This is a genomic window from Paenibacillus sp. JNUCC 35 (genome assembly GCF_058269095.1).
The window spans coordinates 5,723,021-5,747,771 of sequence record NZ_CM177771.1 but is presented as its reverse complement, the minus strand read 5'-3'; the positions used below and the strand labels follow the sequence as shown (position 1 = coordinate 5,747,771).

Annotated in this window: 18 protein-coding genes; 13 read left to right on the top strand and 5 right to left on the bottom strand. The window is 55.6% G+C overall.

Translation table 11 applies throughout. The annotated features are described in order from the left end of the window. Positions 1 to 158: 158 nt before the first annotated feature. The 5 genes from AC2TF6_RS26010 to AC2TF6_RS25990 all read right to left on the bottom strand — a co-directional run bounded on the left by AC2TF6_RS26010 (position 159) and on the right by AC2TF6_RS25990 (position 6,003). Positions 159 to 1,145 (bottom strand): ABC transporter substrate-binding protein, encoded by a 987-nt coding sequence (locus tag AC2TF6_RS26010; RefSeq protein WP_491309130.1) that lies wholly within the window; start codon positions 1,143 to 1,145, stop codon positions 159 to 161. Positions 1,146 to 1,264: 119 nt separating this feature from the next. Next, a complete protein-coding gene (locus AC2TF6_RS26005) occupies positions 1,265 to 2,224 on the bottom strand; it encodes a helix-turn-helix transcriptional regulator (RefSeq protein WP_491309129.1) in 960 nt (319 codons plus the stop codon). A gap of 226 nt (positions 2,225 to 2,450) precedes the next feature. After that, on the bottom strand, positions 2,451 to 3,524 hold the full coding sequence (locus AC2TF6_RS26000; RefSeq protein WP_491309128.1) for a HAMP domain-containing sensor histidine kinase: 1,074 nt from the start codon (positions 3,522 to 3,524) through the stop codon (positions 2,451 to 2,453). Beyond that, a complete protein-coding gene (locus AC2TF6_RS25995) occupies positions 3,521 to 4,198 on the bottom strand; it encodes a response regulator transcription factor (protein ID WP_491309127.1) in 678 nt (225 codons plus the stop codon). Before AC2TF6_RS25995 ends, AC2TF6_RS26000 begins: the two co-directional genes overlap by 4 nt. A gap of 50 nt (positions 4,199 to 4,248) precedes the next feature. Beyond that, positions 4,249 to 6,003: an ABC transporter ATP-binding protein gene (locus tag AC2TF6_RS25990; protein WP_491309126.1), complete on the bottom strand. Its 1,755-nt coding sequence runs from the start codon at positions 6,001 to 6,003 to the stop codon at positions 4,249 to 4,251. Between the two features lie 651 nt (positions 6,004 to 6,654). On the opposite strand from AC2TF6_RS25990, the gene AC2TF6_RS25985 reads away from it, so the two are divergent. The 13 genes from AC2TF6_RS25985 to AC2TF6_RS25925 all read left to right on the top strand — a co-directional run bounded on the left by AC2TF6_RS25985 (position 6,655) and on the right by AC2TF6_RS25925 (position 24,637). After that, entirely contained in the window at positions 6,655 to 8,247 is a 1,593-nt protein-coding gene (locus AC2TF6_RS25985; protein ID WP_491309125.1) for an extracellular solute-binding protein, read from the top strand. An 87-nt stretch (positions 8,248 to 8,334) separates the two neighbouring features. After that, on the top strand, positions 8,335 to 9,300 hold the full coding sequence (locus tag AC2TF6_RS25980) for an ABC transporter permease (RefSeq protein WP_491309124.1): 966 nt from the start codon (positions 8,335 to 8,337) through the stop codon (positions 9,298 to 9,300). Beyond that, positions 9,294 to 10,172 carry a carbohydrate ABC transporter permease gene (locus AC2TF6_RS25975; RefSeq protein WP_491309123.1) on the top strand — a complete coding sequence of 293 codons (879 nt, stop codon included), beginning with the start codon at positions 9,294 to 9,296 and terminating at the stop codon, positions 10,170 to 10,172. Before AC2TF6_RS25980 ends, AC2TF6_RS25975 begins: the two co-directional genes overlap by 7 nt. A gap of 77 nt (positions 10,173 to 10,249) precedes the next feature. Next, positions 10,250 to 12,529 carry a helix-turn-helix transcriptional regulator gene (locus AC2TF6_RS25970; RefSeq protein ID WP_491309122.1) on the top strand — a complete coding sequence of 760 codons (2,280 nt, stop codon included), beginning with the start codon at positions 10,250 to 10,252 and terminating at the stop codon, positions 12,527 to 12,529. Between the two features lie 500 nt (positions 12,530 to 13,029). Next, a complete protein-coding gene (locus AC2TF6_RS25965; protein WP_491309121.1) occupies positions 13,030 to 14,028 on the top strand; it encodes a zinc-dependent alcohol dehydrogenase in 999 nt (332 codons plus the stop codon). 383 nt (positions 14,029 to 14,411) lie between these two features. Further along, a complete protein-coding gene (locus AC2TF6_RS25960) occupies positions 14,412 to 15,002 on the top strand; it encodes a DedA family protein (protein WP_491309120.1) in 591 nt (196 codons plus the stop codon). A gap of 119 nt (positions 15,003 to 15,121) precedes the next feature. Then, the gene (locus AC2TF6_RS25955) at positions 15,122 to 15,883 is read left to right on the top strand and encodes a MerR family transcriptional regulator (protein ID WP_491309119.1); all 762 of its coding nucleotides are present in this window, start codon (positions 15,122 to 15,124) and stop codon (positions 15,881 to 15,883) included. 148 nt (positions 15,884 to 16,031) lie between these two features. Next, positions 16,032 to 16,337 (top strand): hypothetical protein, encoded by a 306-nt coding sequence (locus AC2TF6_RS25950; protein ID WP_491309118.1) that lies wholly within the window; start codon positions 16,032 to 16,034, stop codon positions 16,335 to 16,337. 663 nt (positions 16,338 to 17,000) lie between these two features. Next, positions 17,001 to 17,468 carry a carbohydrate ABC transporter permease gene (locus tag AC2TF6_RS25945; RefSeq protein WP_491309117.1) on the top strand — a complete coding sequence of 156 codons (468 nt, stop codon included), beginning with the start codon at positions 17,001 to 17,003 and terminating at the stop codon, positions 17,466 to 17,468. Then, positions 17,423 to 17,836: a carbohydrate ABC transporter permease gene (locus AC2TF6_RS25940; protein ID WP_491309116.1), complete on the top strand. Its 414-nt coding sequence runs from the start codon at positions 17,423 to 17,425 to the stop codon at positions 17,834 to 17,836. The genes AC2TF6_RS25945 and AC2TF6_RS25940 overlap by 46 nt, the downstream gene beginning before the upstream one ends. A 9-nt stretch (positions 17,837 to 17,845) precedes the next feature. Further along, positions 17,846 to 19,651: a glycoside hydrolase family 35 protein gene (locus AC2TF6_RS25935; protein ID WP_491309115.1), complete on the top strand. Its 1,806-nt coding sequence runs from the start codon at positions 17,846 to 17,848 to the stop codon at positions 19,649 to 19,651. A gap of 156 nt (positions 19,652 to 19,807) precedes the next feature. Then, on the top strand, positions 19,808 to 21,292 hold the full coding sequence (locus AC2TF6_RS25930; RefSeq protein ID WP_491309114.1) for an arylsulfatase: 1,485 nt from the start codon (positions 19,808 to 19,810) through the stop codon (positions 21,290 to 21,292). Positions 21,293 to 21,688: 396 nt separating this feature from the next. Beyond that, positions 21,689 to 24,637: a hypothetical protein gene (locus AC2TF6_RS25925; protein WP_491309113.1), complete on the top strand. Its 2,949-nt coding sequence runs from the start codon at positions 21,689 to 21,691 to the stop codon at positions 24,635 to 24,637. The last annotated feature ends 114 nt before the right edge of the window (positions 24,638 to 24,751 follow it).

Here is a 24,751-nt window from a genome sequence, read left to right as displayed (position 1 = left end):
GAGCCAGAGGCCCGAAGCCCGAAACCCGAAGCCCGAAACCCGAAACCCGAAACCCGAAACCCGAAACCCGAAACCCAAAGCCAGGAAGTAAGCAAAAAGCCGGATTTCCTCTTTTACGGAGATCCGGCTTTTTTGCGTTTTCGGCGTCAGCAGTGTACTTAACGCTTATTTTTTTCCAGAATATCCCCGGCGATTTGCCCGATCAGATTTTCTTTGCCGAGTGCGAAGAACGCCTCGTTGTAACTTTGCCTGCTCGTCACCCGGTAGACATGGCCCGCTTTTACGGCGCGCAGCCCGCCCCACAGCCGGCTCTGTTCCAGCGCGTTCTGCTCGTTGTCCGCCAAGAGGACGATATGATCCGCATCGATGGCGGGCAGTGCTTCCAGGCTCAGCACCTTCCCGCCCCAAGGGTCGGGATCGGGCGTCCCTGGGGGTTTGGGCAGCCCGAGATCGCGGTACAGCATATCGGCGATGCCTGTCTCGGCATAGACGCGGATTTCTTTCTGTGTCGCTTCGATCACGGCAAAAGTTTCAGTACCCGTTAGCTTCGTGATTTGCTCCTTTAGCTTACGGCTTTCCGCTTCATACCGGCTGCTCCAATCCTCCATTTCCTTTTTCTTGTCCAGGGTTTCCGCCAAGAAGGAAAAGCGTTCCCGGAATGCGTTAAACCCGTATGGGACCCGCACGGTGGGGGCGATTGTCCGGAGCTGGTCGTAAATCTTCGACTGTGCCGGTCCGGCCAGGATCAAGTCCGGGTTAGCTGCCGTAATGGCTTCCAGACTGACTTCGCTCTGGAACCAGCCTGCCTTCACGATGCCGCCTCCCAGCTTCTGCTGCAGGATCGGCGTCAGTTGAGTCGGCGCGCTCATCTCCGTGTTGCCTGTGACGACGGGGGTGAAACCGAGGACAAGCAGCTCCTCGGTGGAACCGGAAACATCCGCTATGCGCAGAGGTTTAACCGGGATAGTGACTTCGCCGCCGGCGTCCCGTATGGTCCGGACGGCGGCTTGGCCAGAGGCGCCGTCCGCCCCTTCCGCAGCCGATTGACCGCTTCCTGACTGCTGTCCGGCGGTTCCGCAAGCCGCTGAGAACAACAGCAGGAGCAGGGCGCCGCCTAATCGAAAATCTTTTCCGGTAAACCGCATGAGGTAAATTCCTCTCTTTCATCAAATGATAATCATTCTCACTTAAACTCAGAATGATCATACAACGGGTGAGGAGGAGCGGCTACCCTGCGGCGGATGAAACGGCCCTTCCGCGGATTTTATCGCGGTTCTTTTCTATAAACGGACGGATTCACACCGAATTTGCGCCGGAAAGCCTCGGCAAAATGGCTGAAATTCATATAACCGACCCGGGCCGCCGCTTCACTGACGGACATATCGCCCGTGCGGAGAAGTTCGCCGGCCTTATGAAGCCGCTGTTCGCGGAGATAGGCGAATACACTGGTTCCGTATAGCTCCTTAAAGCCCAGCTTCAGCTTGTAGTCGTTAATCCCGACGATCCGGGAGAGCTCAAGCAAGGAGGGCGGGGCATCCATCCGGTTGACGATTTCTTCCCTCGCTTCATGGATTTTCTGCCGGTCGGTGCGGCTTAGCGTGCCGGATACGGGGGCTTGCGAATCGCTCTCATACAAAAACCGGTTCGTATAAACGGCAAAAAGCTCCAACGCTTTGGCTTCCAGATACATGCCCTTCATCGCTCCGGTATACGGACAGTCCTCCAATTCCTGGAGCAGCCTCCTCGTAGCGGGCAGAATGGGACAGCGGAACTGCCGGAAAGAATCCGTGCCCAGCAGGCGGTCAAACGCACTGGCGGAAGCTGCGGCAACGGGTCCGTGGTACGCATTAAACAGCCACACGGGCATCCCGAACGCCAGAGTCCGCACCCGCGCACCCTGCTCATATCGGAAGGAAGCGCTGAAATCGCGCAGGAGCTGCAGGGAGCACGAACCTTCCTGCAAGTCGTGGGCGCTGCCCGAAACCTCCACCTGTCCGCTGCCTTCGAAGCAGAAGCTGAGTTCGACCATGGCGGCTTCAGAGGCGCAGCGGATTTCGCGCTCGCGGCGGATGGTCCAGTCGGTCCGGACGATTTCCAGCCGGGACAACGTGTGCCCGGACTTGCCGTCAGTCCGTTCAGTCCCGTTAGTTCCGTGATGACGGATCATAGCTTCAAAGTAGGTGTCAAAAATTGAAAAAGACTCCGGCCTCGTCACCTTGTTCATATCCGATACGCCTCCACTTGTTGAGAATGATTATCAACATTGTAGTGGAATCGGAAGAATTGAACAACGGTTTTCTTGGCGGGAGTCTTTCTGCAACACGGAAAAAACGGCACACACGGCTTCGGACATAGGCTCTGTCACGGCACAGGTATGCTTTTAAAAAGAGGAGCTTATGTTTCATCGGGTCCCTGTGCTTCCAAGGGCGGACAAGCGGAAAACGGGATTTTCACGCGTCCGGTTCCTGAGCCTCCAATGGCAGCTCCACTAAAAAGACGGTGCCTTCGCCCGGCCGGCTTTCGACCGAGATTTCGCCGCCGTGCATCTCGATGATCTTCTGCACGATCGACAGCCCCAGCCCGCTTCCTCCGCCGGAGGAAGTTCTGGATTTGTCCGCTTTGTAAAAGCGCTCGAACACATGCTGGCGGTCTTCCTCGGTCAGCCCGATTCCGGTGTCGGCTAGGCTCACGCGGGCACGGCCTTCCCGGGCGGAAAGCCCGATACGGATCGTACCGCCCTCCGGCGTAAATTTGATGGCGTTGGACAGGAGGTTGATCCACACCTGGCTCATCAGATCCCGGTCGGCCCGGCACACTACCGGCTCCAGCTCGACCTCCATGTCGAGCTTCTTTTCCAGCCATTTCGGTTCATTGGCCAGCACGACGTTGCGAAGCTGCTTATCCAGCCTGTACGTAACCTGTTCGAAGGGGTGATGCTTCGATTCCAGCGAAGTCAGCTTGAGCAGATTGTCGCTGATTTTGGATAAGCGCTCGCTCTCCGCCTCGATGATGGTAATATAGCGCAGCCGCGCTTCGGGCGACAGATCTTCCCGTTTGATCGCCTTGGCGAAGCCCTGGATGGAAGTCAGAGGAGACTGAATTTCGTGAGAGACGTTCGAAATAAATTCCTGGCGCATTTTTTCCACCGCTCCGAGCTCTACGGCCATCTGATTCACGTTGGATACGATGGTGCCGAGACGATCCTTCTCGTCCATCGGCAAATCGATGCTGACGGAGAAATCGCCCTTGGCGATGCGCCGCATGGCGTCCTGGATCATATCCCAGACGAGCATGTGTCTTTTGCTCATTAAGGAAGAAATCGCTCCGACACAGCCGATGAAGAGAATGAAGACGACGGCGGCGAAAGTCGCCTGCTTCCAGTACGGGCCCGGCTCCGCGCCGAGCAGGGAATACAGGAAAGGCAAGCCGGTGTACGCCACGTAGGTGCACAGCAGCATAATGGCTGCGGTGGCAAGCAGAACGAGGACAGTCCCACGGACCCGGGCCGCGAAGCTTCTCCTCATTCCGCCGTTTCCAGGCGGTAGCCCAGCCCCCGTATCGTGCGGATTCTAAAACCGCAGTCTTCCTCGGGAAACCGCTCCCGGAGCCGCCGGATATGCACATCGACGGTCCGCTCGTCGCCCGCGTAATCGTAGCCCCAAATCTCCTCGATAAGCTGGTCGCGTGAGAACGTTTTGCCGGGATAGCTTCCCAGTTTGAACAGCAGCTCGAATTCTTTCAAGGGCAGCGTCAGGCTCTCGTTATTCCATAGAAGCTCGTAGGTGCTGCGCCTCATGGTCACCGAGCCGACTTCCACCGCCTGCGAGACCGAAATCCGGTACCGCTTCAGCAGTGATTTTACCCGGACTGTCAGCTCGGCCGGCTCGAACGGCTTGACGAGATAATCGTCGGTCCCCAGATTGAAGCCTTTGACCTTCTGGCTCGTTTCGCCTTTGGCGGTCAGCATAAGCAGGGGAAGGTCGCCGTGATGGGCGCGGATTTCGCGGCAGAGCTGCCATCCGTCCATCTTCGGCATCATAATATCGAGAATGACCATGTCGATCTTGTGAGTTTCGAGCCGGGAGAGCGCGTCGATCCCGTCGACAGCCTCGAACACCTGCAGTCCCTCCGCCTGCAAAAAGATCAGCACAAGCTCCCGGATATGCGCATCATCGTCGACAACCAGAATGTTCGCCATCGGCTGTGCCTCCTTTTGAATAGTCTATCATCGTCTTAGCTTTGCGAAATTTACGCTTCCTGAAGCCTCAGCTGCTGCGAAGCGAACTCCTTGTACATCGAGTGGGTCTGGAACAACTGCTCATGCGTGCCGCTTCCGGTAATATGTCCTTTTTCGATAAAAAGGATATTGTCGGCGTCCACGACGGTGGAGAGTCGGTGGGCGATGACGAGTGTCGTCCGGCCCTTCATCAGATTGTCCAGCGCTTTCTGGACGTAAATCTCGGACTGGCTGTCCAGGCTGGATGTCGCTTCGTCCAGCATCAGAATCTGCGGGTCCCGGAGCAGGGCGCGGGCGATGGCGATCCGCTGGCGCTGGCCGCCGGACAGCTTGATGCCCCGTTCGCCGACTTCGGTGTCGAATTTCTGCGGCAGTTCGGCGATGAATTCGCTCGCATACGCCATCTCCACGACCTTGTTCAGCTCGGCGTCGGTCACTTCCCGCTCGACCCCGTAGCAGATATTATCGCGGATCGTTCCCGAGATCAAGGCGCTTTCTTGGGCGACGTAGCCGATATGGCTTCTCCAGGAGTTCAGCGAGAACTGCTCGATCGGCGTGTCTCCCAGCGTAATGGCGCCGCCCGTCGGCTTATAGTAGCGCTCCAGCAGCGAGAACGTCGTCGTTTTGCCGCCGCCGCTCGGTCCGACGATGGCCGTTACTTTGCCCGGCTCGATCGTAAAGTTCAGCCCGGTTAAAATGCGCTCGTCTCCATAAGCGAAATCGACGTCCTTGACATGAATCGGCCGGGAGACGTCCTTCAAAACCGCTCCGTCGTAAAGTTTCTCTTCGTCCTGCTCCAGGACGGACATCATTCTCTCCGTAGCGCCCATCGCTTTCTGAAGATGGGTAAAGAACATGGTCAATTGGGTGACCGGAATAATGATCTGGATCAGATACAGAATGAAGGCGACCATATCACCCGCTGTCAGCGCTCCGGACGATACGCGGACGCCGCCGTATCCGATAATGGCGACAAGCACGGCCATCAGGACGAAGGAAATGAGCGGACTGATCAGCGCATGGATTTTCGCTTCACGCAGGCCGAACTGGAACAGGTTCGTGATGCCCGTTTTTCCCCGCTCGTATTCGATTTCCTCGGCATTGGACGCTTTGACCAGACGCGTTTCGGGCAGAACCTGGTTGAGCACCGCCGTAAACTTGGCGGTTTCTTCCTGCATACCGCGGGAAATGGTGAACATTTTTTTGCCGAGCAGCATGAGCACGACCATGGCCAGCGGCACCGCGAGCAGCATGACCAGCGTCATTTTCCAATCGAGGAAAAGCAGGATGATAATCGAGCCGATAATGGATAAAATGCCGGTGATACAGTTGGCGAGATGCTCCGTGATGACTTCTTTGACGACAGCGGTATCGTTCGTTACCCGGCTTAACATTTCGCCGGATTCATTCGTGTCGTAAAACGAGATCGGCAGGTGGAGCAGCTTCTTCCACAAACGGTCGCGCAAATTCGCCACCACATGATGACCGACCCGGTTAAGCAGGTAAATGGACAGGCCGCTGGCCACCGCCTGCAGAACGAATGCCAGCACAAGCAGGCCGATCTGCCACGGATCGAGCGATTGAATCGAGAAGCCGTCCACGAGCTTCTTCGTAAACAGGGGAACGATAAAGCCGACCCCGGTCGTTGCCACGCTCATCACGAGAGCGGCGATCAAAAGCAGCTTCGAAGGATGGGTATCCTGAATCATGCGGAGAAACAGCCGCCAATTCCCCATTTGTTTCTTGTCTTGTATAGTTTTTTTCATCTCAAATGTTCTCCTCCCGCAAAACTGTGTGGCCACACAATCTTTTTCTGCGGTTTGTATTCCATGCCGTAAATTTATCATGCATTTATGAACTCCATATTAACTGGAAATTGAAATAGGAGACTCCTCCAATACGGTCGATCTGCTGAAAACGGGAAATCCGGACTTTATTTTCCTTCAATTCGACGACAGGCCGACGTTATGGTAACGGCTCTTAAACATCTCGGCGTGCCGGTCAGCAGCAGCTGGAACCTGGACGGCCGCGCGGTCGGGTTGTCCCAGTAAGAACAGCTCAAGCAGTGAAGTAAAGCGGTCGAGAACCGCGATGAGGAACAAGATGCAGAAGCAAGGTTGGGGAGGAATCCCCGATCTTTTTTATGTCCTCGGACATTTGCGCAAAGAACGGAAATTTTATTATTTTCTACCGCTTTATCATTTTCCACATCGTCTCCATCCCTTGCCTGTCAAGGACTTTGATCATTTTCCGGGGAGGAGGCGAGAAAAATCCACAGATTTATGAAAACGCTTTATTTACGGAATCTCTCCCGGCTTTCTATACTGGGGATGTGCTGAGGGGCGTCAGAAGCCGAACACCGGAAAGCCGGAACACCTCAAGCGCAAATCCATCATTGAGGTCAAGGAGGCACAAGTATGACCCGTAAGCTTCTATCGACGTTTTTATCCCTGACGCTGTTTGCAACGATCGCATCGGCGTGCGCCGGGGGCAAGCAGGAGGGGGCATCTTCTGCAAGTACGAAACCGAGTAGCGCCGCCGCGGCAGACTACGGGGACACGGGCGGGCTCAAGCTTCCGCTGGTAGACGAACCCGTTACCTTGAACTGGATGCTGGTCAGCGACAATCCGGATCTGAGCAACAAGCTCATCGTGAAGGAAATCGAGAAAAGGACCGGCATCAAGCTGAACATCCAGGCCTATTCCACCGCCAACTACAAAGATAAATTAAAAGTAGTGATGGCCTCGGGCAAGCTGCCGGACGTTTTTCACGGACTTACATCGGCGGAAGCCAACAAATTAGGTTCGCAAGGGGCTCTGACTCCGATCAATTCCTACCTCGACAAGCTGCCTAACTTCAAAAGCCTTTATGTAGATAACAAAGACAGCAGCTGGGTGATGAAGTCCTGGTCCGACGACAAAGACAACCTCTATACGTGGCCGATTTACAACATCAACCGGGATGTCAATCACGGCTTCCTGTACCGCAAAGATATTTTCGACAAGCTGGGCATCCCGGAATGGAACACCACCGAGGAATTTTATCAGGCGTTGAAAAAATTGAAAGAAGCGTACCCGACTTCTTATCCGTACGCGTCCAAAACGAAAGATTATATTTTCCGGGACTGGGCGCCGGGCTGGGGGATCGGCGGAGCGAGTTATCCGGCCGCCTACGACGAGAATGCGAAGACGTGGAAGCTTGCTTTTATCCAGCCGGAATATAAGCAAATGCTCGATTTCATGAAGAAGCTGTACAACGAGGGGCTTCTCGATCCCGAATTCGTCACCGACACCGATGCGTCCTGGACCGCCAAAATGACGACGAACAACAAGTCTTTCGTCACGTTCGACTGGATCGGCCGCCTGGATCTGTTCCATAACCAGGTCAAGTCCCAGAACCCGGACTACAACTTGCGCTACGGGAATCCGGTAGGACCGACAGGCAAAATCAAGCAGCTCTCCAAGATCGACAATTACGGCATCGTCGTATCCAACAACAAGAACAAGGAAGTGGCGCTCAAGCTGCTCGATTACTTGTCCAGCCCGTCCGGGGCGGCATTGGTCACGATGGGCGTCGAAGGAGAGACCTTCAAGATGGAAGGCGGCAAGGCCGTCTATCCCGAGCTGAAAGACGTGCCGAACGTCGACATCGGCGTCCTCAAGGACCGCTACGGGCTCTGGCTGGAAGGGCTGTACGTCCGTGCGGACAGCCGCAGCGTGTACTACAACTTTACGGAGAAGGAGCAAGAGGCCCAGGACAAGATGGTCAAAAACAACAAGATCGACGTGCTGGACCCCGTTCTGAAATTTACCGATCCCGAAACGAAGAAAATCGCCGATGTCCTGACCTCTCTGCAGAAATCCGCCAACGAGTTCAGCACCAAGTACATTCTGAACAAGAGCTACGGGGACGCGCAGTGGAATGAATGGCTGCAAACGGCCGAGAAAATGGGCGCTTCCGCCTACATTGAAGCTTACAACAACGCGCAGAAACGGTTCGACAGCAAATAAGCGCGCCTTTCATAAAGAAACAGAGCAAAGACGGACGGCATCCGTAATCAGTCGGGTGCCCTTTCCGCCTTGAAGGAGGTACCCTGCATGCAACCGGCACAGTCCGAGCTGGCCCAAACGGCGGTCAGCCAACCGAAACGTTCCAGAGGAGCCGAAATTTTGCGGCACATCAAGAGGGACCGCCAGCTCCTGCTTTTGTTCATTCCCTGTATCGTCTTCTTCATCCTGTTTCGCTACGGCCCCCTGTACGGGCTGATTATCGCGTTTAAAAATTACAACGTCTATGAAGGCATCCTGGGCAGCGAATGGGTGGGACTGGAGCATTTCAAAGCGTTTTTCTCCAGCCAAGATTTCTGGATGCTGTTCCGCAACACGATCCTGCTCGGTTTGTTTACTCTCTTGTGGGGCTTTCCGTTTCCGATCCTGTTCGCCCTGCTGCTCAACGAAGTGCGCCTGCAATTTTTCAAAAAGACGGTGCAGACGTTAAGCTATCTGCCTGCGTTCCTGTCCGTCGTCATTATCTCGTCCATGATTATTGATTTCCTGTCGCCGACCCGGGGGCTGCTCAATACGATTATCGAGGCGCTCGGCTTTACCAGGACCTATTTCCTGATCGACCCGGAATGGTTTCGTACCATTTACGTGTCCTCGGAAATCTGGGCGACGATCGGATACGATGCCATTATTTACCTGGCCGCAATCGCCGGCGTCAGTCCGACCCTGTATGAAGCCGCTCGGGTGGACGGCTGTACGCGATTCCAGATGATGCGCTATATCACGATTCCGAGTATTTTGCCGACCCTTACGATCATGTTCATCCTGAAAACGGGCGCGATGTTCCGGATCGGCTACGAGAAGGTGCTTCTGCTCTACAACCCGATGACCTACGACGTGGCGGACGTGTTCTCAACGTATGTCTACCGCAAAGGTCTGCTTGAAACGAACTACAGCTATGCCGCTGCCGTAGGATTGTTCGAGGCGCTAGTCGCGCTCGTGATGCTCCTGGTCAGCAATATGATCAGCCGGAGAGCAGGAGGCAGCAGCTTATGGTAACCGCAAAGGGAAGCAAACTCCGCAAATTCGGTCTTTTCGATCTGATGAATGTGATCATTCTCAGTCTGGTCGCGGCCGCAACCGTCTATCCGGTGCTGTACATCATCGCGATTTCATTCAGCGATTCGGCTTACATCGTGCAGAACAAAGTGTTCCTGTGGCCCCGCGGATTCAACCTGGACGCTTACAAGGAGATTTTGCAAAATCCGCGTATTCCGCGCGCCTACCTCAATACGATTCTGTACACGGGCGTGGGCACTTTCATCAACCTGCTGATGACGGCCGTGGCCGCTTATCCGCTTTCCCGGAAGACGTTCTTCGGGCGGAAATATTTTATGATCGCCATTGTGATCACGATGTTCCTGAACGGCGGCATTATCCCGACCTACATCGTCGTGCAGAAGCTTCACCTGCTGGATTCCGTCTGGGCCCTCGTGCTGCCCAACGCGATCTGGACGATCGAACTGCTGATTCTCAAAAGCTTTTACGAGTCGATGTCCTCGTCCTTGCGTGAATCCGCCCTGATCGACGGCGCGTCGGAGTACCGGATTCTGTTCAGCATTATCATTCCGCTGTCCAAGCCGGCGCTCGCTTCCATCGGTCTGTTCTACTTCATGGGCCATTGGAACAGCTTTTTCCTGCCGCTTATTTATCTCAACGACGCCAACCTCTATCCGCTGCAGGTGGTGCTCCGGGATATGCTTATCTTCGATCAGGCCAAGGAATCGGGGCTGGTGGACCAGGCCGCACTGACACCGGAAGCGATGAAAAACGCCACCATCTTCATTTCGATGATTCCGGTGCTGCTGATTTATCCGTTCTCCCAGAAATATTTCGCCAAGGGCATTATGCTCGGCTCCGAAAAAGGCTAGAAGGGATGCCCGGCCGGATGTCGAAGATTAAGGGAACTAACAGCGTCATTTCCGTTAAAGAGCGAGGGGGACGGAATATGCCGAGGATCCGCTGGAAAGTGAACATGGGGCTGCTGAAGATTTTCTTTTCGCTTCTGCTCGTGGCCGTTGTCATGTTCGCATCCAATTACTTGGTCTTCGAGAATTCGATTTCGGGTATTTATCGTCAAGTCAGCGAGAATAACAAACTGGTTGTGAAGCACGTCATCCGGTCGTTCGATCAAGCTTTCAAAGAAATGAACGACCTCATCTATTCGATCCACGCCCTGCCCTACAAGTCTTGGGAGGTGATGGAGGATGACCGGATCAACATGAACGACGTGTATCTGATGCAGAAAAACATGACGACCCTGGTGTCATCGATGGATTATCTGGAAGAAGTCGTTCTGTTCGAGAAAGGGTCCGCCTTTGCGATTACTTCACAAGGGACGACGAATCTGCAGGCGCTCTTCAACGAGCAGTACCGGCACGATACGTACAACGCGGAGTACTGGAAGTCTTTTGCCGAGACGAACCGCACTCAGAAAGTAATTCCTGCAAGCGTATTCAAGGTGAAAGTCGCGGACCGGCTAGTCCAGAACCGCAATCTCATCGTGCTGATGGGAAGCAATCAGCTTTCGACGTACAACATTATGCTGCTGATCGACGTGGATAAGCTGCTGAAGCATGTCAACCAGACCGCGATGATGCAGGGCACTTCCCTGATGGTGATGGATTCCGAGCGCAACCGTATTCTGAGCACGGACCCGGAGTGGGATCTCGTGGAAATGCTGAACGAGGTGTATTTTAACCCGGGGCAGGAAGCGACGGTCAAAAGCCGGGATTACGAGTATCTGTTTTATAAATCCGACTATAACGATTTTATTTATATTGATAAAATGCCGGTGGAACTGGCGGGCACCGCGCCGGTAGTCGCCTGGAACCGGATGATCATGATTATCGCCATTCTGGCGGCGGTGGGCCTCTCCATCCTGCTCAGCCACTACCTGTACCGGCCGATCCGGGATCTGGTGCGCCTGCTGGGCGGCAAAAACTCGGAACCGCAGGCGGATTACAGTCGTATCCGCAGCGGCATCGAGCAGATCCAACTGGAGAATGCCTCCGTCAAAATCCAGATGGAGACGGTGCATTCCGAAATCCGGCGCGGCGTGTTCCTACATGCCCTCGACGAATTCTCGCATTCGCGCGAATTCGAGAACCGGATGCAGCATATCTTCGCGGATTTCTTCCAGACGGGCCAATTCATGATGGCCGCCATTCATCTGCGGCCGAAGGAAAGCCCGGAAGCCGGAAGCGAACCGCCGGCGCCGCTGCGGGCCGCTTCCCTGGAGCAGGCGCTGCAGGCCGTGCTGCGTGAAGCGGCCGGAGAGGCCGGCGGCCACTGCGCCGTTTTCCACGCGGGAAGCCTGCAGTTCCTGGCGCTGATCGGCCTCGACCGGCCTTCGGACCGCGAGCCGGTCATCCGGCGCATGGGGCAGATGCTGAAGCAGGCCGGGAGCGGACCGCTGGAGGACGTCGCCGTTATGGCGGCCGTCAGCAGACTCTACGCCTCGAAGATCCAGTACTGCCAGGACGCTTACCGCGAGGTTAAGCGGGGCCTGATGTACCGGGATCTCTCGGAGGCCAGCCCCGTCACGGACACGCAGGCGATCCGGTATACGTGGAAGGTGTATTTCCCGCTGCATGAAATCGAGAAGCTCTCCAACCATCTTGCGGGTGGGAACGTGGAGGAATGCCTTGCGATGATCCGCGCCATCCTGGCGAAGAACGCCGAACGGCATGTCCACCATCACCAGCTCGTTCCCGTCGCCGAGTGCATGTACTATCACATGCAGCAGTACGTGGAGCCGGGCAAAGTCGACCAGCAGGAGCTGATCCGAATGCAGGACGGCTTCATCCGGTCGGTTCATCACGCGGTGGACTACCGGGAGATCGAAACCGCGCTGGAATATGCCGCGCGCCGCTTTGCGGAATGGCGGAAACCGGCGGGAGACACGAAGCTGGAAGCGGAATTCATCGCCCAGTATATCAACATGCATTACAAGGAAAATCTGCACCTGGATCATATGGCCGAGCTGCTGGGCACGACCCCGAAATATTTCTCGAACTACTTCAAGAAAGCGTTTGGCATCAACTTCGTGGAATATCTCAACAAGGTCCGTATGGCGCACGCCAAGGAATGGCTGAAAACGACCGACTGGTCGGTTGCGGAAATCGGCGAGAAGTCGGGGTATCTCAATTCGTCGACCTTTACGAGCACGTTTAAAAAATACAACGGCATTTCGCCCAGCGAATACCGCAGGAAGTCGATTTCCTGACAGGGATGCGGAAAGAGATTCAGGTGATCAAGGATCGCTTGAAGCGAGGAACGAAGATTGTCTGGAGAAAGGTTGACCGGGGCGATAAAGAACGGCCTTATGATGAAAGTGTAAGATAGCTGAATGAAGATAGAGGTGTCCGGATTAAAGGCAGTAAGCTTATCCTCCTCATGAAATTTAATGAGGCCAAAATTACGTCATCCGAATAGAACAACTACCCAAACATTAACGCGGCACAATGACTCACGGCGCAATAATTAATGAAGCGTAATTAAAACGTCCTAACTAAAGGCATAAAGATTAGCGAGAACATGAATAACGGAGTTACATGTGTTGCGAATGACGAGACATCGAATAGCGAGAAAACGAATGACGAGACATCGAATAACGTCACAGCGCTTGTCCCCGGGATACCCCGCCCGAATACCACTCTCTCCATAAGCAGGCTGCAATCGGGCGGACATACGGGAAGCTGACGAAGGGTATGGAGGAAAAAGCAAATGAAATGCGTTGCGGCACAACACGGAAAAATTGTTCTGCGTGAACTGGAGGAACCGCAGCTCCTTCCGGGGCATATTCTGATCCGGACGGAGTATTCCGCGATCAGCCCCGGAACGGAGCTGTCGATGCTCCGCCGGTCCGGCGAGACGCCGGTCGAGCTTGGATACAGCGCGGTCGGCATCGTCGCGCAGGCCGGCGAGGGCGTCCGCGGCCTGGAGCCGGGACAGCGCGTCGCCTGCTACGGCGCCCCTTACGTCCGGCACGCCGAGACGCTGGCCGTTCCGGCGAACCTGGCCGCCCCGGTGCCGGATCACGTCCGGCCGGAGGAGGCGGCGTTCGCCGGGCTGGGCGCCATCGCGATCCACGCGCTGCGTACGGCCGACCTGCGGTTCGGCGAGTCCGTCGTCGTGGTCGGGCTCGGCATCCTCGGCAACCTGACGGCGCAGATCGCCGCCGCCGCCGCTATCCGGACGGCGGGCTTGGACCTTGACGCCGGACGCGCGGAGCGGCTGCGCACCCGCGGCGTGGAGGCGTTCGCCGACGCCGACGAGCTGGAAGCGCAGCTCGCGCGGGTGACCGGCGGCCTCGGCGCCGACAGCGTCCTGCTCTGCGTGGGCGGCGACGGCGAGCCGCTGATCAACCGCGCGTTCGGCTGGCTGCGGGACCGCGGCTCGGTCGTCCTTGTCGGCGACGTGAGCGCGAATTTCTCGCGCGGCCAGATGTTCGGCAAGGAGGCCCGCGTGCTGATCTCCCGGGCGGGAGGCCCCGGACGCTACGATCCGATGTACGAGCGCGACAACCGGGATTACCCCGTCGGTTACGTCCGTTGGACGGAAGGCCGCAATACCGCGGAGTACATCCGTCTACTCGCGGAAGGCCGCATCTCGGCGGCCCCGCTGCTGACCTCGCTTCCGTTCGGCCGGGCCGCGGAAGCGTACGAAAACTTCCGCGGCAGCGAACCGGCGCTCGGTATGCTGCTCCGGTACGGAGCGGACTAAGGGCGGGGCCCCTTAGCCGCCGCTAGCGGTTCGAACCGCCCCCTTGACCGGCGGCCCGGGCCTGCTCAAGTGGAGCGATCCCTTGACCGGAAGCTTGAGGCTTTTACACGCGGAATGAACGGCTGCGGCGGCATGAGAGGGCCAATGCGGCATCCTCGGATGGAATCTCCGGGAGCAGGCCGCTTCCAGTTAATTCATAACGTCAACAAAGCGAAACCGATCCTTGTCCTAAGGTGACGTTTCGCTTATTTGTATCCTCTTTTTTTGCGGGCACCGGTATTCCCGGTATTTCTCAGGTCCTCCATCAAAAAAACGTAACAATTTTAGATTAAGATTGGAGTCGTAAAGGTACCTAATATATACACGAAGGGGGTCGGAGGGCGATGGGGGATCTCATCCTGGAGCTGGTGGACCAGTACGGATATACGTTTTTTTATGCGGCCCTGGCGCTGGGGCCTTTCGGCATTCCGGTGCCCAATGAAGTGACCGTGATGACAGGCGGCGCTATCGGAGCCGAAGGGCTGCTTAATCCCTGGCTCGTTTATCTGTGTATTTTTCTGGGGCTGATCACGGCAGTTACGATCGGGTTTGCGATCGGCCGGGTATTCGGCAAACGACTGATTAACCGGCTGCGCGGAAAGGAAAGATTCGCCCGGTATTTCGCGTCTTCCGAGCAGCTTCTCGATAAGTACGGCACGGCAGCGCTCTGCATCAGCTGTTTTATCCCGTGTGTCCGGTATATCGTGCCGATTTTTATGGGCGCATACGGCACACGCTATGCCAAATTCGCTCTGTACGCATATAGCGGAGCCTGGGTATGGACGCTCATTTTTTACGGAATCGGGCGGCAGTGGGGCTACAATTTGTCCCAGCTTCTGGTCATCCCGGAAACGAGTCTCGTCCTGGTTATCGGCTGCGCAGCGGCGGTTTTATTCCTCTTCTGGAGAAATAGAGCCAAAAAGTCGCAAACCTAGAGCTGCCGTATCCCCTGCTAATGCCCGGTTGCCGGTGAAAGATATAAATTTTTTTGCGGATTCGTCTTGACCCTCCTCTTGGAGGAGCCTTTAGACTTTGACAGGAAAGGAGGAATACCATGCTCAGCGACAAGCTCTTGACCGTCAAGGAAACCGCGCGGGTGTCGGGTGTAACGGTAAAGACCCTGCATCATTACCACAAAATCGGTCTTCTTCCGCCCCGGGAGATCAGTGAAGCGGGCTACCGGCTGTACGGGATGGAGGAGCTTCAGCGCTTGCAGGAGATTTTGTTTTACCGGGAACTGGATGTGCCGCTGGAAAAAATCGGGAGGGCGCTGGAAGAAAAGCCGCAGCGGACAGCTGTTTTATCGGAGCAGGAGGAGCTGCTTACGGCGCGGAAGGTGCGGCTGGAACAGCTTCTCCGGACGCTGCGGCAGTCCATCCGGTACGCCTCGGAGGGAGAAAGAATGGAAATGGCAGACATGTTCAAAGGATTCGGCAGAGAAGAGGAATGGAAAGAGGCGCTGACGGAGCAGAACGAGTATTTGAAAGAAACGTACGGGTACGATCTGCTGGAGAAAGAAACGATCGACGTGGAGGCATTGAACGAACAGGCTGCGGAGGCAAAGCGGTTTACGGACGGGATGGCCGACGCCCTCAAAAACGGAGTGAAGTTCGATCACGAAGACGTGCGGACGCTGCTCCGGGACCATCTGGATTTTCTGAACAAAGCGGGTCACGCATTCGGACCTCAAGACTACGTCAACCAGGCGAAGTTTTTTATGGAAGACGATTTTCACCGGCAGATGCTGGAGAGCCAGCAGATCGGTTTGGCTTATTATTTGCGCGCCGCCGCCGAATCATGGGCAGCCGCGCAATAACGGCGCAACGTATTGCGAACAACCGCCGGGCATATGTTGCCCGACGGTTTTTTGCGGTATAATTAGTTTCTTGGTTGGCGGCACGCGACCGGCGCTTATAGCCGCTTTAAACGCATGACATCATCCTACCCGTAAAGGAGGAGAACCGGTGGCTTTTGGAGTGAAAAGAGAGGAACTGCAGCGCTGGAAAGCGGCGGTTTCCCGGGGAGACATCGCTTACCTGACGCATTACTGGCTGGAGCCGCGCTTTCCCGGAATCACGACGGTCACGAAAGTCGGCTGTTCCGACCTCGACCGCTTGTCCGACTGGTGCATCTCCCAAGGGCTGAATCCCCGGTATATTCATAACCGGGCCCCGTTTCCGCATTTTGACCTGATCGGCCCCAAGCAGAAAGAAATCTTACGGAAAGAAGGCATTCACGACCAGTTGGAGCGGTTTAGGCTCCTTGATTAAAGCGCCATATCCACAGTCTTAACCTTTCCGTATTAACGCTTCTATGAGCTCTGCGACACTGATGTTCTCAAGCTCCTCCGCAACCCGGTCCGCTTCGGTTTTTTTCCGGATCGAGCCCTCCAGCACGATTTCAATTCTCTGATCCTTGTCTATCAGCACGGATAACACGTCGAGGGAATTCGTAAGCAGTCAACGTGACAATACGTTTACCGTCTTCGTTGTCCATTTTTTTCATCCTTATCCCGCAAGCCATTATTTTATAGCGTATGTTCCTCAGGCGCAGGTGTTCCAAAATCGGACGGGTTGGCGGGGTTCCTGACCGTACGGAGATTGAATATTCGAAATTATGACGGACGAGATTAAACATGCGGGCTGTTGCAACTGGTTTTACACGAAAAAAATAAATAACCGGACGGAATGTGCGCGCTGTACATGAACCGTGTAAAAAAGAAGCTCTGCCGCAGAGCTTCTTTTTGCTGCCTCGAAAACAAGTAAAAAAAGTGCAAGCATCGGTCATTTCTGTTCATGTTCAAGCGGGGGGATATTTCAGTATGGTAAAAGGGAACGGAGGTGAAGACACAGAACGGCCGACAAAAAAAGTAAACGCTATCAAGCGATAAATTGATGAGCCGCGATTCGGTCCAATATTAGGGGGGGGCTGACATGAAACTGAAAACATTTCTTTCCAATGTGCCTGCGCGGGTGGTACTGTTAATTTACAGCGTCATCGTTCTGTATCCGCTTGTGTGGACGGGGACCACTTCTTTCAAATCGACGAACGAATTTTACGACAATCCCTGGTCTTTGCCGAAAAGCTTTAAGTGGGACAATTATGTGAACGCCTTCAAAGAAGCGAGTATCGGCTCCTATTTTCTCAATTCGGTGATCGTGACCGTTTTGTCGATGGCGATCTGCATCACGCTGTCTTTTATGGCCGCTTATGTGATCGCACGCTACGACTTCAAAGTGTTCCGCTGGGTGAAAAAGCTGTACATGGTCGCCCTGTTCTTCCCGGTGGCGTTTAAAATCGTCCCGCTGTTTATGCTGCTGGGCAACATTCATCTGCTCGCAGTCTGCTCGGACTCGTGCTCGCTTATTCGGCTACGACCATCCCGTTCACGATTTTCCTGATGTGCGGTTTCCTGGAGAGTATCTCGAAAGAGTACGAGGAAGCGGCTATGATCGACGGCTGCTCGCGGTTCGGCGTTCTTTTCCGCATTATTGCGCCGATGGCGCGTTCGGGTCTCATCACGGTAGCGATTTTCAACTTCATGTCCCATTGGAACGAGTACATTATGGCGCTTTCGTTTATTACGACGGAAAGCAAAAGAACGCTCACGCTCGGCATCGCTTACCTGATGGAAGTGCAGCGTTACGCGACCGACTGGGGCGCTTTGTTCGCGGGCCTCGTCATTGTAATGATTCCGACGCTCGTGCTGTACGCTTTTCTGCAGCGTAAAATAACCGCCGGCATCAATGTGGGCGGCCTGAAAGGATAGATAAAGCCTATGACAAGCTTTAAAGTGCAGGGCAGCCAATTTCTCTTAAACGATAAACCGCTCCGGATTATTTCCGGGGCTCTTCACTATTTCCGGGTCGTGCCGGAATATTGGCGCGACCGGCTGCTGAAGATGAAAGCCTGCGGCTGCAATACGGTCGAAACTTACGTGGCGTGGAACGTTCACGAGCCGGAGGAAGGGAAATTCGATTTCGGCGGAATTGCGGACGTTATCGCTTTCGTGGAGCTTGCCGGGGAACTGGGCCTCCATGTGATCGTGCGGCCGAGTCCGTATATTTGCGCCGAATGGGAGTTCGGGGGCCTGCCGGCCTGGCTTCTCAAGGACTCGGAGATGCAGCTGCGCTGCTCCGATCCGAAGTTTCTGGCGAAGGTCGACGCCTACTATGACGTTCTGCTGCCGAAGTTCGTTCCGCTTCTGTGCACGAACGGAGGCCCGATCATTGCCATGCAGGTGGAGAACGAATACGGCAGCTACGGCAATGACAAGGCGTATTTGCGTTATATGCGAGACGGTATGATCGCCCGGGGCATCGACGTGCTTCTGTTCACCTCGGACGGGCCGACCGACGAGATGCTGCAGGGCGGAACGCTGCCGGACGTGCTCGCCACGGTGAATTTCGGCTCCAGACCGGAAGAATCGTTCGCCAAGTTCAGGGAGTACCGGCCGGATGAACCGCTCATGTGCATGGAGTTCTGGAACGGCTGGTTCGATCATTGGATGGAAGAACACCATACGCGCGACGGAGAAGACGCCGCCCGGGTGCTGGACGACATGCTCGGCGCCGGCGCTTCCGTCAACTTTTATATGTTCCACGGGGGGACGAACTTCGGCTTCTACAGCGGAGCCAATCATATTAAGACGTACGAGCCTACGGTGACGAGCTACGACTATGACGCGCCCTTGACGGAGCGGGGAGATTTGACTGCGAAGTACGAAGCGTTCCGTAAAGTCATCTCCAAGCACGAAGGCGAATCGGGCTGCGCGCTGCCTGAGCCGCTTCCGGTGAGAAGTTACGGAGAGGTTAAGATGACCGGGAGCGCGGAATTGTTTGCGCAGCTGGGTAAACTGTCGCAGCCGGTCCGTCGGGTAACGCCGGAACCGATGGAGAAGCTGGGCCAGAATTATGGCTTTATTCTGTACTCGACGCACGTGACCGGCCCGCGCCGGGGACAGGAACTGCATATCCAGGACGTGCGGGACCGCGCCCAGGTGTTCTTGGACGGCAGCTATGTCGGCGCCGTCGAGCGGTGGGACGTCCGGCCGCTCAAGCTTGATGTGCCGACCGGAGGAGTGCGTCTCGACATTCTTGTCGAGAATATGGGGCGCGTCAACTACGGCCCGCTGCTTCGCGACCATAAGGGAATCACGGAAGGCGTGCGGCTCGATAACCAGTTCCAGTACGGCTGGGACATTTATCCGCTTCCGCTGGATTCGCTGGACGGGCTTGAGTTCGGGACGGCCGCAGGGCCGGAAGACGGGAACGCGGCAGGTGAGAGGCCCGCGTTCTACCGGGGCTTCTTCGAAGCGGAGGAGGCGGCAGACACGTTCCTCCGGCTGGAGGGATGGACCAAGGGCGTCGCGTACGTCAACGGCTTCAACTTGGGACGCTACTGGGAGCGCGGCCCGCAGAAATCGCTGTATGTGCCGGGGCCATTGCTGCGCAAAGGGACGAACGAAATCGTCCTGTTCGAGCTTCATGGCACGAAGCGGCTTTCCGTCCGGCTGGAAGACAAGCCGGATTTGGGAACGGAGGCCGCCGTGGATCAGAGCATCTTGAATTTCACGGGAGAGTAAAGGAGGGGCGCGGATGAACAGTCCGCGCTCTGGTTTTTAGGCGTGTGCGTGCCGTTACCCGGTGCATGCGGCGCGAGATAGCTTGCACGGAGGCTGCTCGTTTAGACGGGGTTTGGCGGCCTCCTGCACACAAACAGGTGAAGGAGCGTGTTCCTTATGCAGCAGCCGAATATTTTGTTCATCACCGTCGACCAGATGCGGGCAGACTGCCTAAGCATTCTCGGGCATCCCGTGATCGAAACGCCGAATCTGGACCAGCTCGCGCGCGGCGGCGCGTTGTTCCGCAACGCCTACACGGCGACGCCGAGCTGCGTTCCCGCCCGGGCCGCCATCATGACGGGCAAAAGCCAGGCCTCCCACGGAAGGGTCGGCTACGAGGACTGCGTGCCGTGGGACTACGAGCACACCGCAGCGGGCGAGCTGGCCAAGGCCGGTTACCACACGCAGTGCGTCGGCAAGATGCACGTGTATCCCGCCCGGAATTTGTGCGGGTTTCACAACATTGTGCTGCACGACGGCTACCTCCACCACAACCGGTACAAGGACCGGAATTTGGTGACGGAGTCGTTCGACCACTGCGACGATTATTTGCCGTGGCTGCGCCGAAGGGCGGGAGCCGATGCGGACCTGACCGATCTCGGGCTGGACTGCAACGCCTCGACGGTGGCGAGGCCCTGGCATCTGCCCGAGGCGCTGCATCCGACCAACTGGGTCGTGACGCAGTCGATCGATTTTCTACGCAGGCGCGATCCGCGCAAGCCCTTCTTCCTGTGGATGTCGTTCGTGCGGCCTCACCCGCCGTTCGACCCTCCGCAGGCGTATCTGGATCTGTACGACGGCATGGATTTGCCGGGTCCCGTCGTAGGGGAATGGGCGGAACGGGATGATGAAGACCTGAGCGGTCTGAATCCCGTGACGGCCCGGGGCCGTGTGCCCGCTAACCGGTTGAAACGGGCACGCGCCGCCTACTACGCGCTGATCACGCATATCGATCATCAGCTCGGCCGGTTTTTCGGCGCGATGGACGAATACGGCGTGCTGAACAATACGCTGATCGTATTTACGTCGGACCACGGGGAACTGCTCGGAGACCATCACCTGTTCCGGAAGGCACTTCCGTACGAAGGAAGCGCGAAGGTGCCGCTCATCGTCTCAGATCCCGGTGGCTTCACCGGGATCCGTCCGGGCAGCCGGGTGGACGAGGTCGTCGAGCTGCGCGATCTGATGCCGACCTTGCTTCATGCGGCGGAAGCTCCGATTCCCCCGGGCGTGGACGGCTGCAGTCTGCTTCCGCTGAGCCGGGGCCTCAAGGTCCCCTGGCGGGATGCCATTCACGGCGAGCATGAATACGGCGCGTTGTCGACGCATTACATGACCGACGGGCGGGAGAAGTACATCTGGTTCTCCCAAAGCGGCCGGGAGCAGCTGTTTGATCTTTGCGCCGATCCCGGCGAGATCACCGACCTGGCGGGGGCCGCCGAGTATGCCGGGCGTCTGGAGCACTGGCGGGCCCGGCTTGCCGCCGAACTGGAAGGCCGGGAGGAAAGCTACAGCGAAGGCGGCAGGCTGATCCACGGCCGGACGCCGAAGACGGTGCTGGACCATTTGACCGGGTCCGGCCAGATCCCTGCGGAAGGATGACGTCGTCATCCTTCTTTTTAACCCCTGCAGCCCACTGACGTGCGGCTGCAGGGGTTTTATCGTCAGCGGATTGATTATTTACTGGACGGATGATTTACATAGTAGGTTGTTCTGGAACACTTCGAGGGTAAAGGTTGTATTTTTGGACGGGCAAATCGTCTTCTTGTCCGTTTAACCTGCAGCCAAACCCGGCACTCACTTAGAAACATGAATGATTACGATTACCATATACTGGAATGAACGAAAGTAGAAAGGAGTGGTCATCTATTGCCAGAGACTCAGCCCAACCGGCAAATCTTTAGCGATCAGTCCGGTTCCGTTATTCGGTGGGACCAAGTAAAAGGCAGCCAGAAAGTCGAATACTCCGCTACCCGTCGGAGGGGGGTGAACTTAAACGTGAGCGCTGCGGAAACGTTCGTCGCCAAAATGAAGAACGTGCCCGTGTTTGCTCAAGCTGGTGGTGAAGTAACCTTCCGCGCGCAAGCGCAAGCACCGCTGGATCTATTCGAAGAGGCCGGATTAGCGGTACGGCTTCAAGCCATTGCCCGTCTTGCTGCGGGAATTGGACTGCGGCCAAGGATGTCTATCAGAGATCTTACGGACGCCGTCGGAGGATTGCCCGATATGAAGGGAGCTCCGATGGAGCTGTTCCAGCTTCTTCTGGAGGAAATTACGATACAAGGAGAGATGCATGCCCAAGCGGCTGCTGCAATCATGGCCTATGCCAATCTCATAGCCTCAGGAACTTTTCTGGGTAATGACGGATTCGGCAAACCCGTGTTCCAGTATATTTTTGAAGCGGGTTACGGCTTTAAGGTGGGCGGCGGGTACCGTGCTTTAGTAGAGGTGAATTTTGATAATCCCCGCAGGCTTATTAATCGTTACGCAGAAACCGCTATCATCAAAATGATTGCTTTGGCCGGTCAGAGTACGTCCCCGGAACAATTAGCCCTGATTCGTTCTCTAGAGGCGCCTGTAATTATTGGAGCACGGCTTGCTTATGAAATCGGTGAGCTGCCAAGAGAACAGGCCGGTGAACGGAGTGTCGCGATCATTATCCTGGAAGGGCAGCGGTGGCTGCTGAAGCGATTTCTGGAGACAGGTTCGAACAGCACCGTACAATGGATCGCCAATAATCTATTAACGTCGTTAAACAAACATATGGAGAGTAAGGTGTCTCCCTATCCATTCAGCGGACCCTTGGAAGTTCAAGTGCCGTCAAACATAGCTAATGACGTAAATACTCAATTAGGCCGAAACCCGGGCACACCGCTTTCCCAAACAGATTTGATAGCCTACTTAACCGGCAAGCCGCTTCAAACACTGCTTTCCCGATCGGAAGACACGCGTCTCATCCTAAACATCTTCCAAACCGCTTTTCCGGGCAATCCGCAAACAAGCGCAGGAGCAATCTTTGCTTACACCGGCAGCAATACGAACCCGTCGGGCCTCTTAGCGGGACTAACATCCGGACTCCAAGCCTATGCAGGGCAGCAGCTGACCACACCGGCTTTTAAACAAGCTATTCAGCAAGTCGCTTCGGGCAGCGGGGAAATGGGCGTTATTTTACAGAACGGTCTGATTCCCGCTCTGGAGATTGCGGCCAGTGTCGCGCTTCCTTATGTCATGAATCAAGGCGGCTATGACCGGACATTCGTCCGAGAGGCGCTTTCCTCCGCGCTGCTGGCCGTTGTAGGAAGAAGTCTTGTCCGTATATTTAACGGGATTACCATGCATATCCAGGGGCAGCTCGGCGGACTGCTCAATGGCGCGGCCAATCAATTGTCCAACCCTGCTGTCGTGAAGCTGCTTGAACTGACCGGGCCTGCTAACCGTTATCTCATCCGACCTTTACAGGCAGGATTCAGAGAGGCGGCTGTTCAATTAGCGGATTTTATACCGCAGCGGGCATTCGATCAGATGCTTGTTATTTTTACCCCGATAGATGCCGGATCTACTGCTTCGTTTGTTCAGAATCTGCGGAAGACGGACTGGACGCCGAGAGCCGACAATCTGTCGGATGTCGCAAATACATTGCTGACCATCCTTTTGACTAGAGCAACGACATTTACTTCAAAAATTATCGCAGTCGTGCTTCAAGCTTTCCTTGAAGTTCTCCTGCAGGAGCTCCGGGACCTGATCGATAAATTTGGCCGTATTCTCAACGAAGCCTGGGAAGCCCTCCGAAATTATATTCGGACCGTACTAACAGAGCCCCTCAGACGTGTTATCCGCGAACTCGTCGGTCGAGCAATAAGCAATTTACCTCCACGCATCCAATCCCTTGTAACGGACGGAGTAGACGCTGCCATCAATAGTTTGCTTCCCGATGCGGTATTAGATCCGATCATGAACGGACTCAGTAAAGTAACCTTAGATCCTGAAAAGGTACTGAATACGATGACGGGTCAAGGGAATTTCCCCGCTTTCACGGATTATCTGTATCAAGAGATTCTGCGGCAGCTCCAGCGTTCGAATCTGACCCTGAACCTAAGTATTAAAGTGCCGATTAAACTTCCTGGCCCGCTCAGCGGTCCGGCTTTTTCGGGAGGAGGGCCGGCAGGATTCGGGGGTATAGGCGATTTGGGCGGGGGTTTAGGAAACATAGGGGGCTTAGGGGATGCAATAGGAGGGTTAGGCGATGCGATTGGCGACTTAGGCGGAATCTTAAAAGGGGACGAAAGCCTTGGTGAAGCCCTGGATAAAATTCTGAAAAATGCCGGTCTCGGGGATCTCATTCTGATCCCGGGCGGTAATCCTCAAATTCCGCTCGGGATCATCCTGACACCGGAGCACATTGTTCGTGCCATTCGGGAAGCCGTACCCGTAAGAATTTTGCAGAGTCAATACAGGAGTTTGCGTTCGCAAGCGGCCCCCGCTCTTCAAAAAATGCAGCAGGTGGCCGAATTCCAGGCTGCCATCCCGCGTATTGTCGCTGATTTTCAAATTAACCGCTCTTCTGAGAGATCACTTGGCATTGTTTATACGGATGCCCTGATTTTGCTGCGCCCTCTTTCGGGACAGGGAAATCCTTCCGTTTTTGAACTTCTTGTGCACTTTTCCGGCTTAAGGAAGCCTATTCCCGGCATAATCGGGACTTATCCTCAAATTTCAGTCGTTCTGGACAACTATCAGCTGCCGCTAAATACCTTTCAAACGATATGGAACGATAACGGAGGGATTCAAGGAAGGCCGCCGGGCCTTGTGCTCCGGCGTACGCTTACCCTGCGGGAATTGAGCGGGGGAACGAATAGGATCTACACGGCCGCCGCCGCACCCTATTTCGGGAAGGTTGAAGCTGCGACACAATTTCGAATACGGACAAATCCGCAGCTCACAAAATAGAAGGGAACAACACAAGGATCATAACGAATGGATAAGTTACGATCCTTGTGTTTAGGGCGCTGTGCTTTCATGGAGCAGCAAGCCGTTTGAGGAAAGCAGACAAGCAGGAGATTG

Excerpts from the sequence above, each read along its gene's own strand:
- AC2TF6_RS26010 (WP_491309130.1), bottom strand. The coding sequence starts at position 1,145 with ATGCGGTTTACCGGAAAAGATTTTCGATTAGGCGGCGCCCTGCTCCTG.
- AC2TF6_RS26005 (WP_491309129.1), bottom strand. The coding sequence starts at position 2,224 with ATGAACAAGGTGACGAGGCCGGAGTCTTTTTCAATTTTTGACACCTAC.
- AC2TF6_RS26000 (WP_491309128.1), bottom strand. The coding sequence starts at position 3,524 with ATGAGGAGAAGCTTCGCGGCCCGGGTCCGTGGGACTGTCCTCGTTCTG.
- AC2TF6_RS25995 (WP_491309127.1), bottom strand. The coding sequence starts at position 4,198 with ATGGCGAACATTCTGGTTGTCGACGATGATGCGCATATCCGGGAGCTT.
- AC2TF6_RS25990 (WP_491309126.1), bottom strand. The coding sequence starts at position 6,003 with ATGAAAAAAACTATACAAGACAAGAAACAAATGGGGAATTGGCGGCTG.
- AC2TF6_RS25985 (WP_491309125.1), top strand. The coding sequence starts at position 6,655 with ATGACCCGTAAGCTTCTATCGACGTTTTTATCCCTGACGCTGTTTGCA.
- AC2TF6_RS25980 (WP_491309124.1), top strand. The coding sequence starts at position 8,335 with ATGCAACCGGCACAGTCCGAGCTGGCCCAAACGGCGGTCAGCCAACCG.
- AC2TF6_RS25975 (WP_491309123.1), top strand. The coding sequence starts at position 9,294 with ATGGTAACCGCAAAGGGAAGCAAACTCCGCAAATTCGGTCTTTTCGAT.
- AC2TF6_RS25970 (WP_491309122.1), top strand. The coding sequence starts at position 10,250 with ATGCCGAGGATCCGCTGGAAAGTGAACATGGGGCTGCTGAAGATTTTC.
- AC2TF6_RS25965 (WP_491309121.1), top strand. The coding sequence starts at position 13,030 with ATGAAATGCGTTGCGGCACAACACGGAAAAATTGTTCTGCGTGAACTG.
- AC2TF6_RS25960 (WP_491309120.1), top strand. The coding sequence starts at position 14,412 with ATGGGGGATCTCATCCTGGAGCTGGTGGACCAGTACGGATATACGTTT.
- AC2TF6_RS25955 (WP_491309119.1), top strand. The coding sequence starts at position 15,122 with ATGCTCAGCGACAAGCTCTTGACCGTCAAGGAAACCGCGCGGGTGTCG.
- AC2TF6_RS25945 (WP_491309117.1), top strand. The coding sequence starts at position 17,001 with ATGAAACTGAAAACATTTCTTTCCAATGTGCCTGCGCGGGTGGTACTG.
- AC2TF6_RS25935 (WP_491309115.1), top strand. The coding sequence starts at position 17,846 with ATGACAAGCTTTAAAGTGCAGGGCAGCCAATTTCTCTTAAACGATAAA.
- AC2TF6_RS25930 (WP_491309114.1), top strand. The coding sequence starts at position 19,808 with ATGCAGCAGCCGAATATTTTGTTCATCACCGTCGACCAGATGCGGGCA.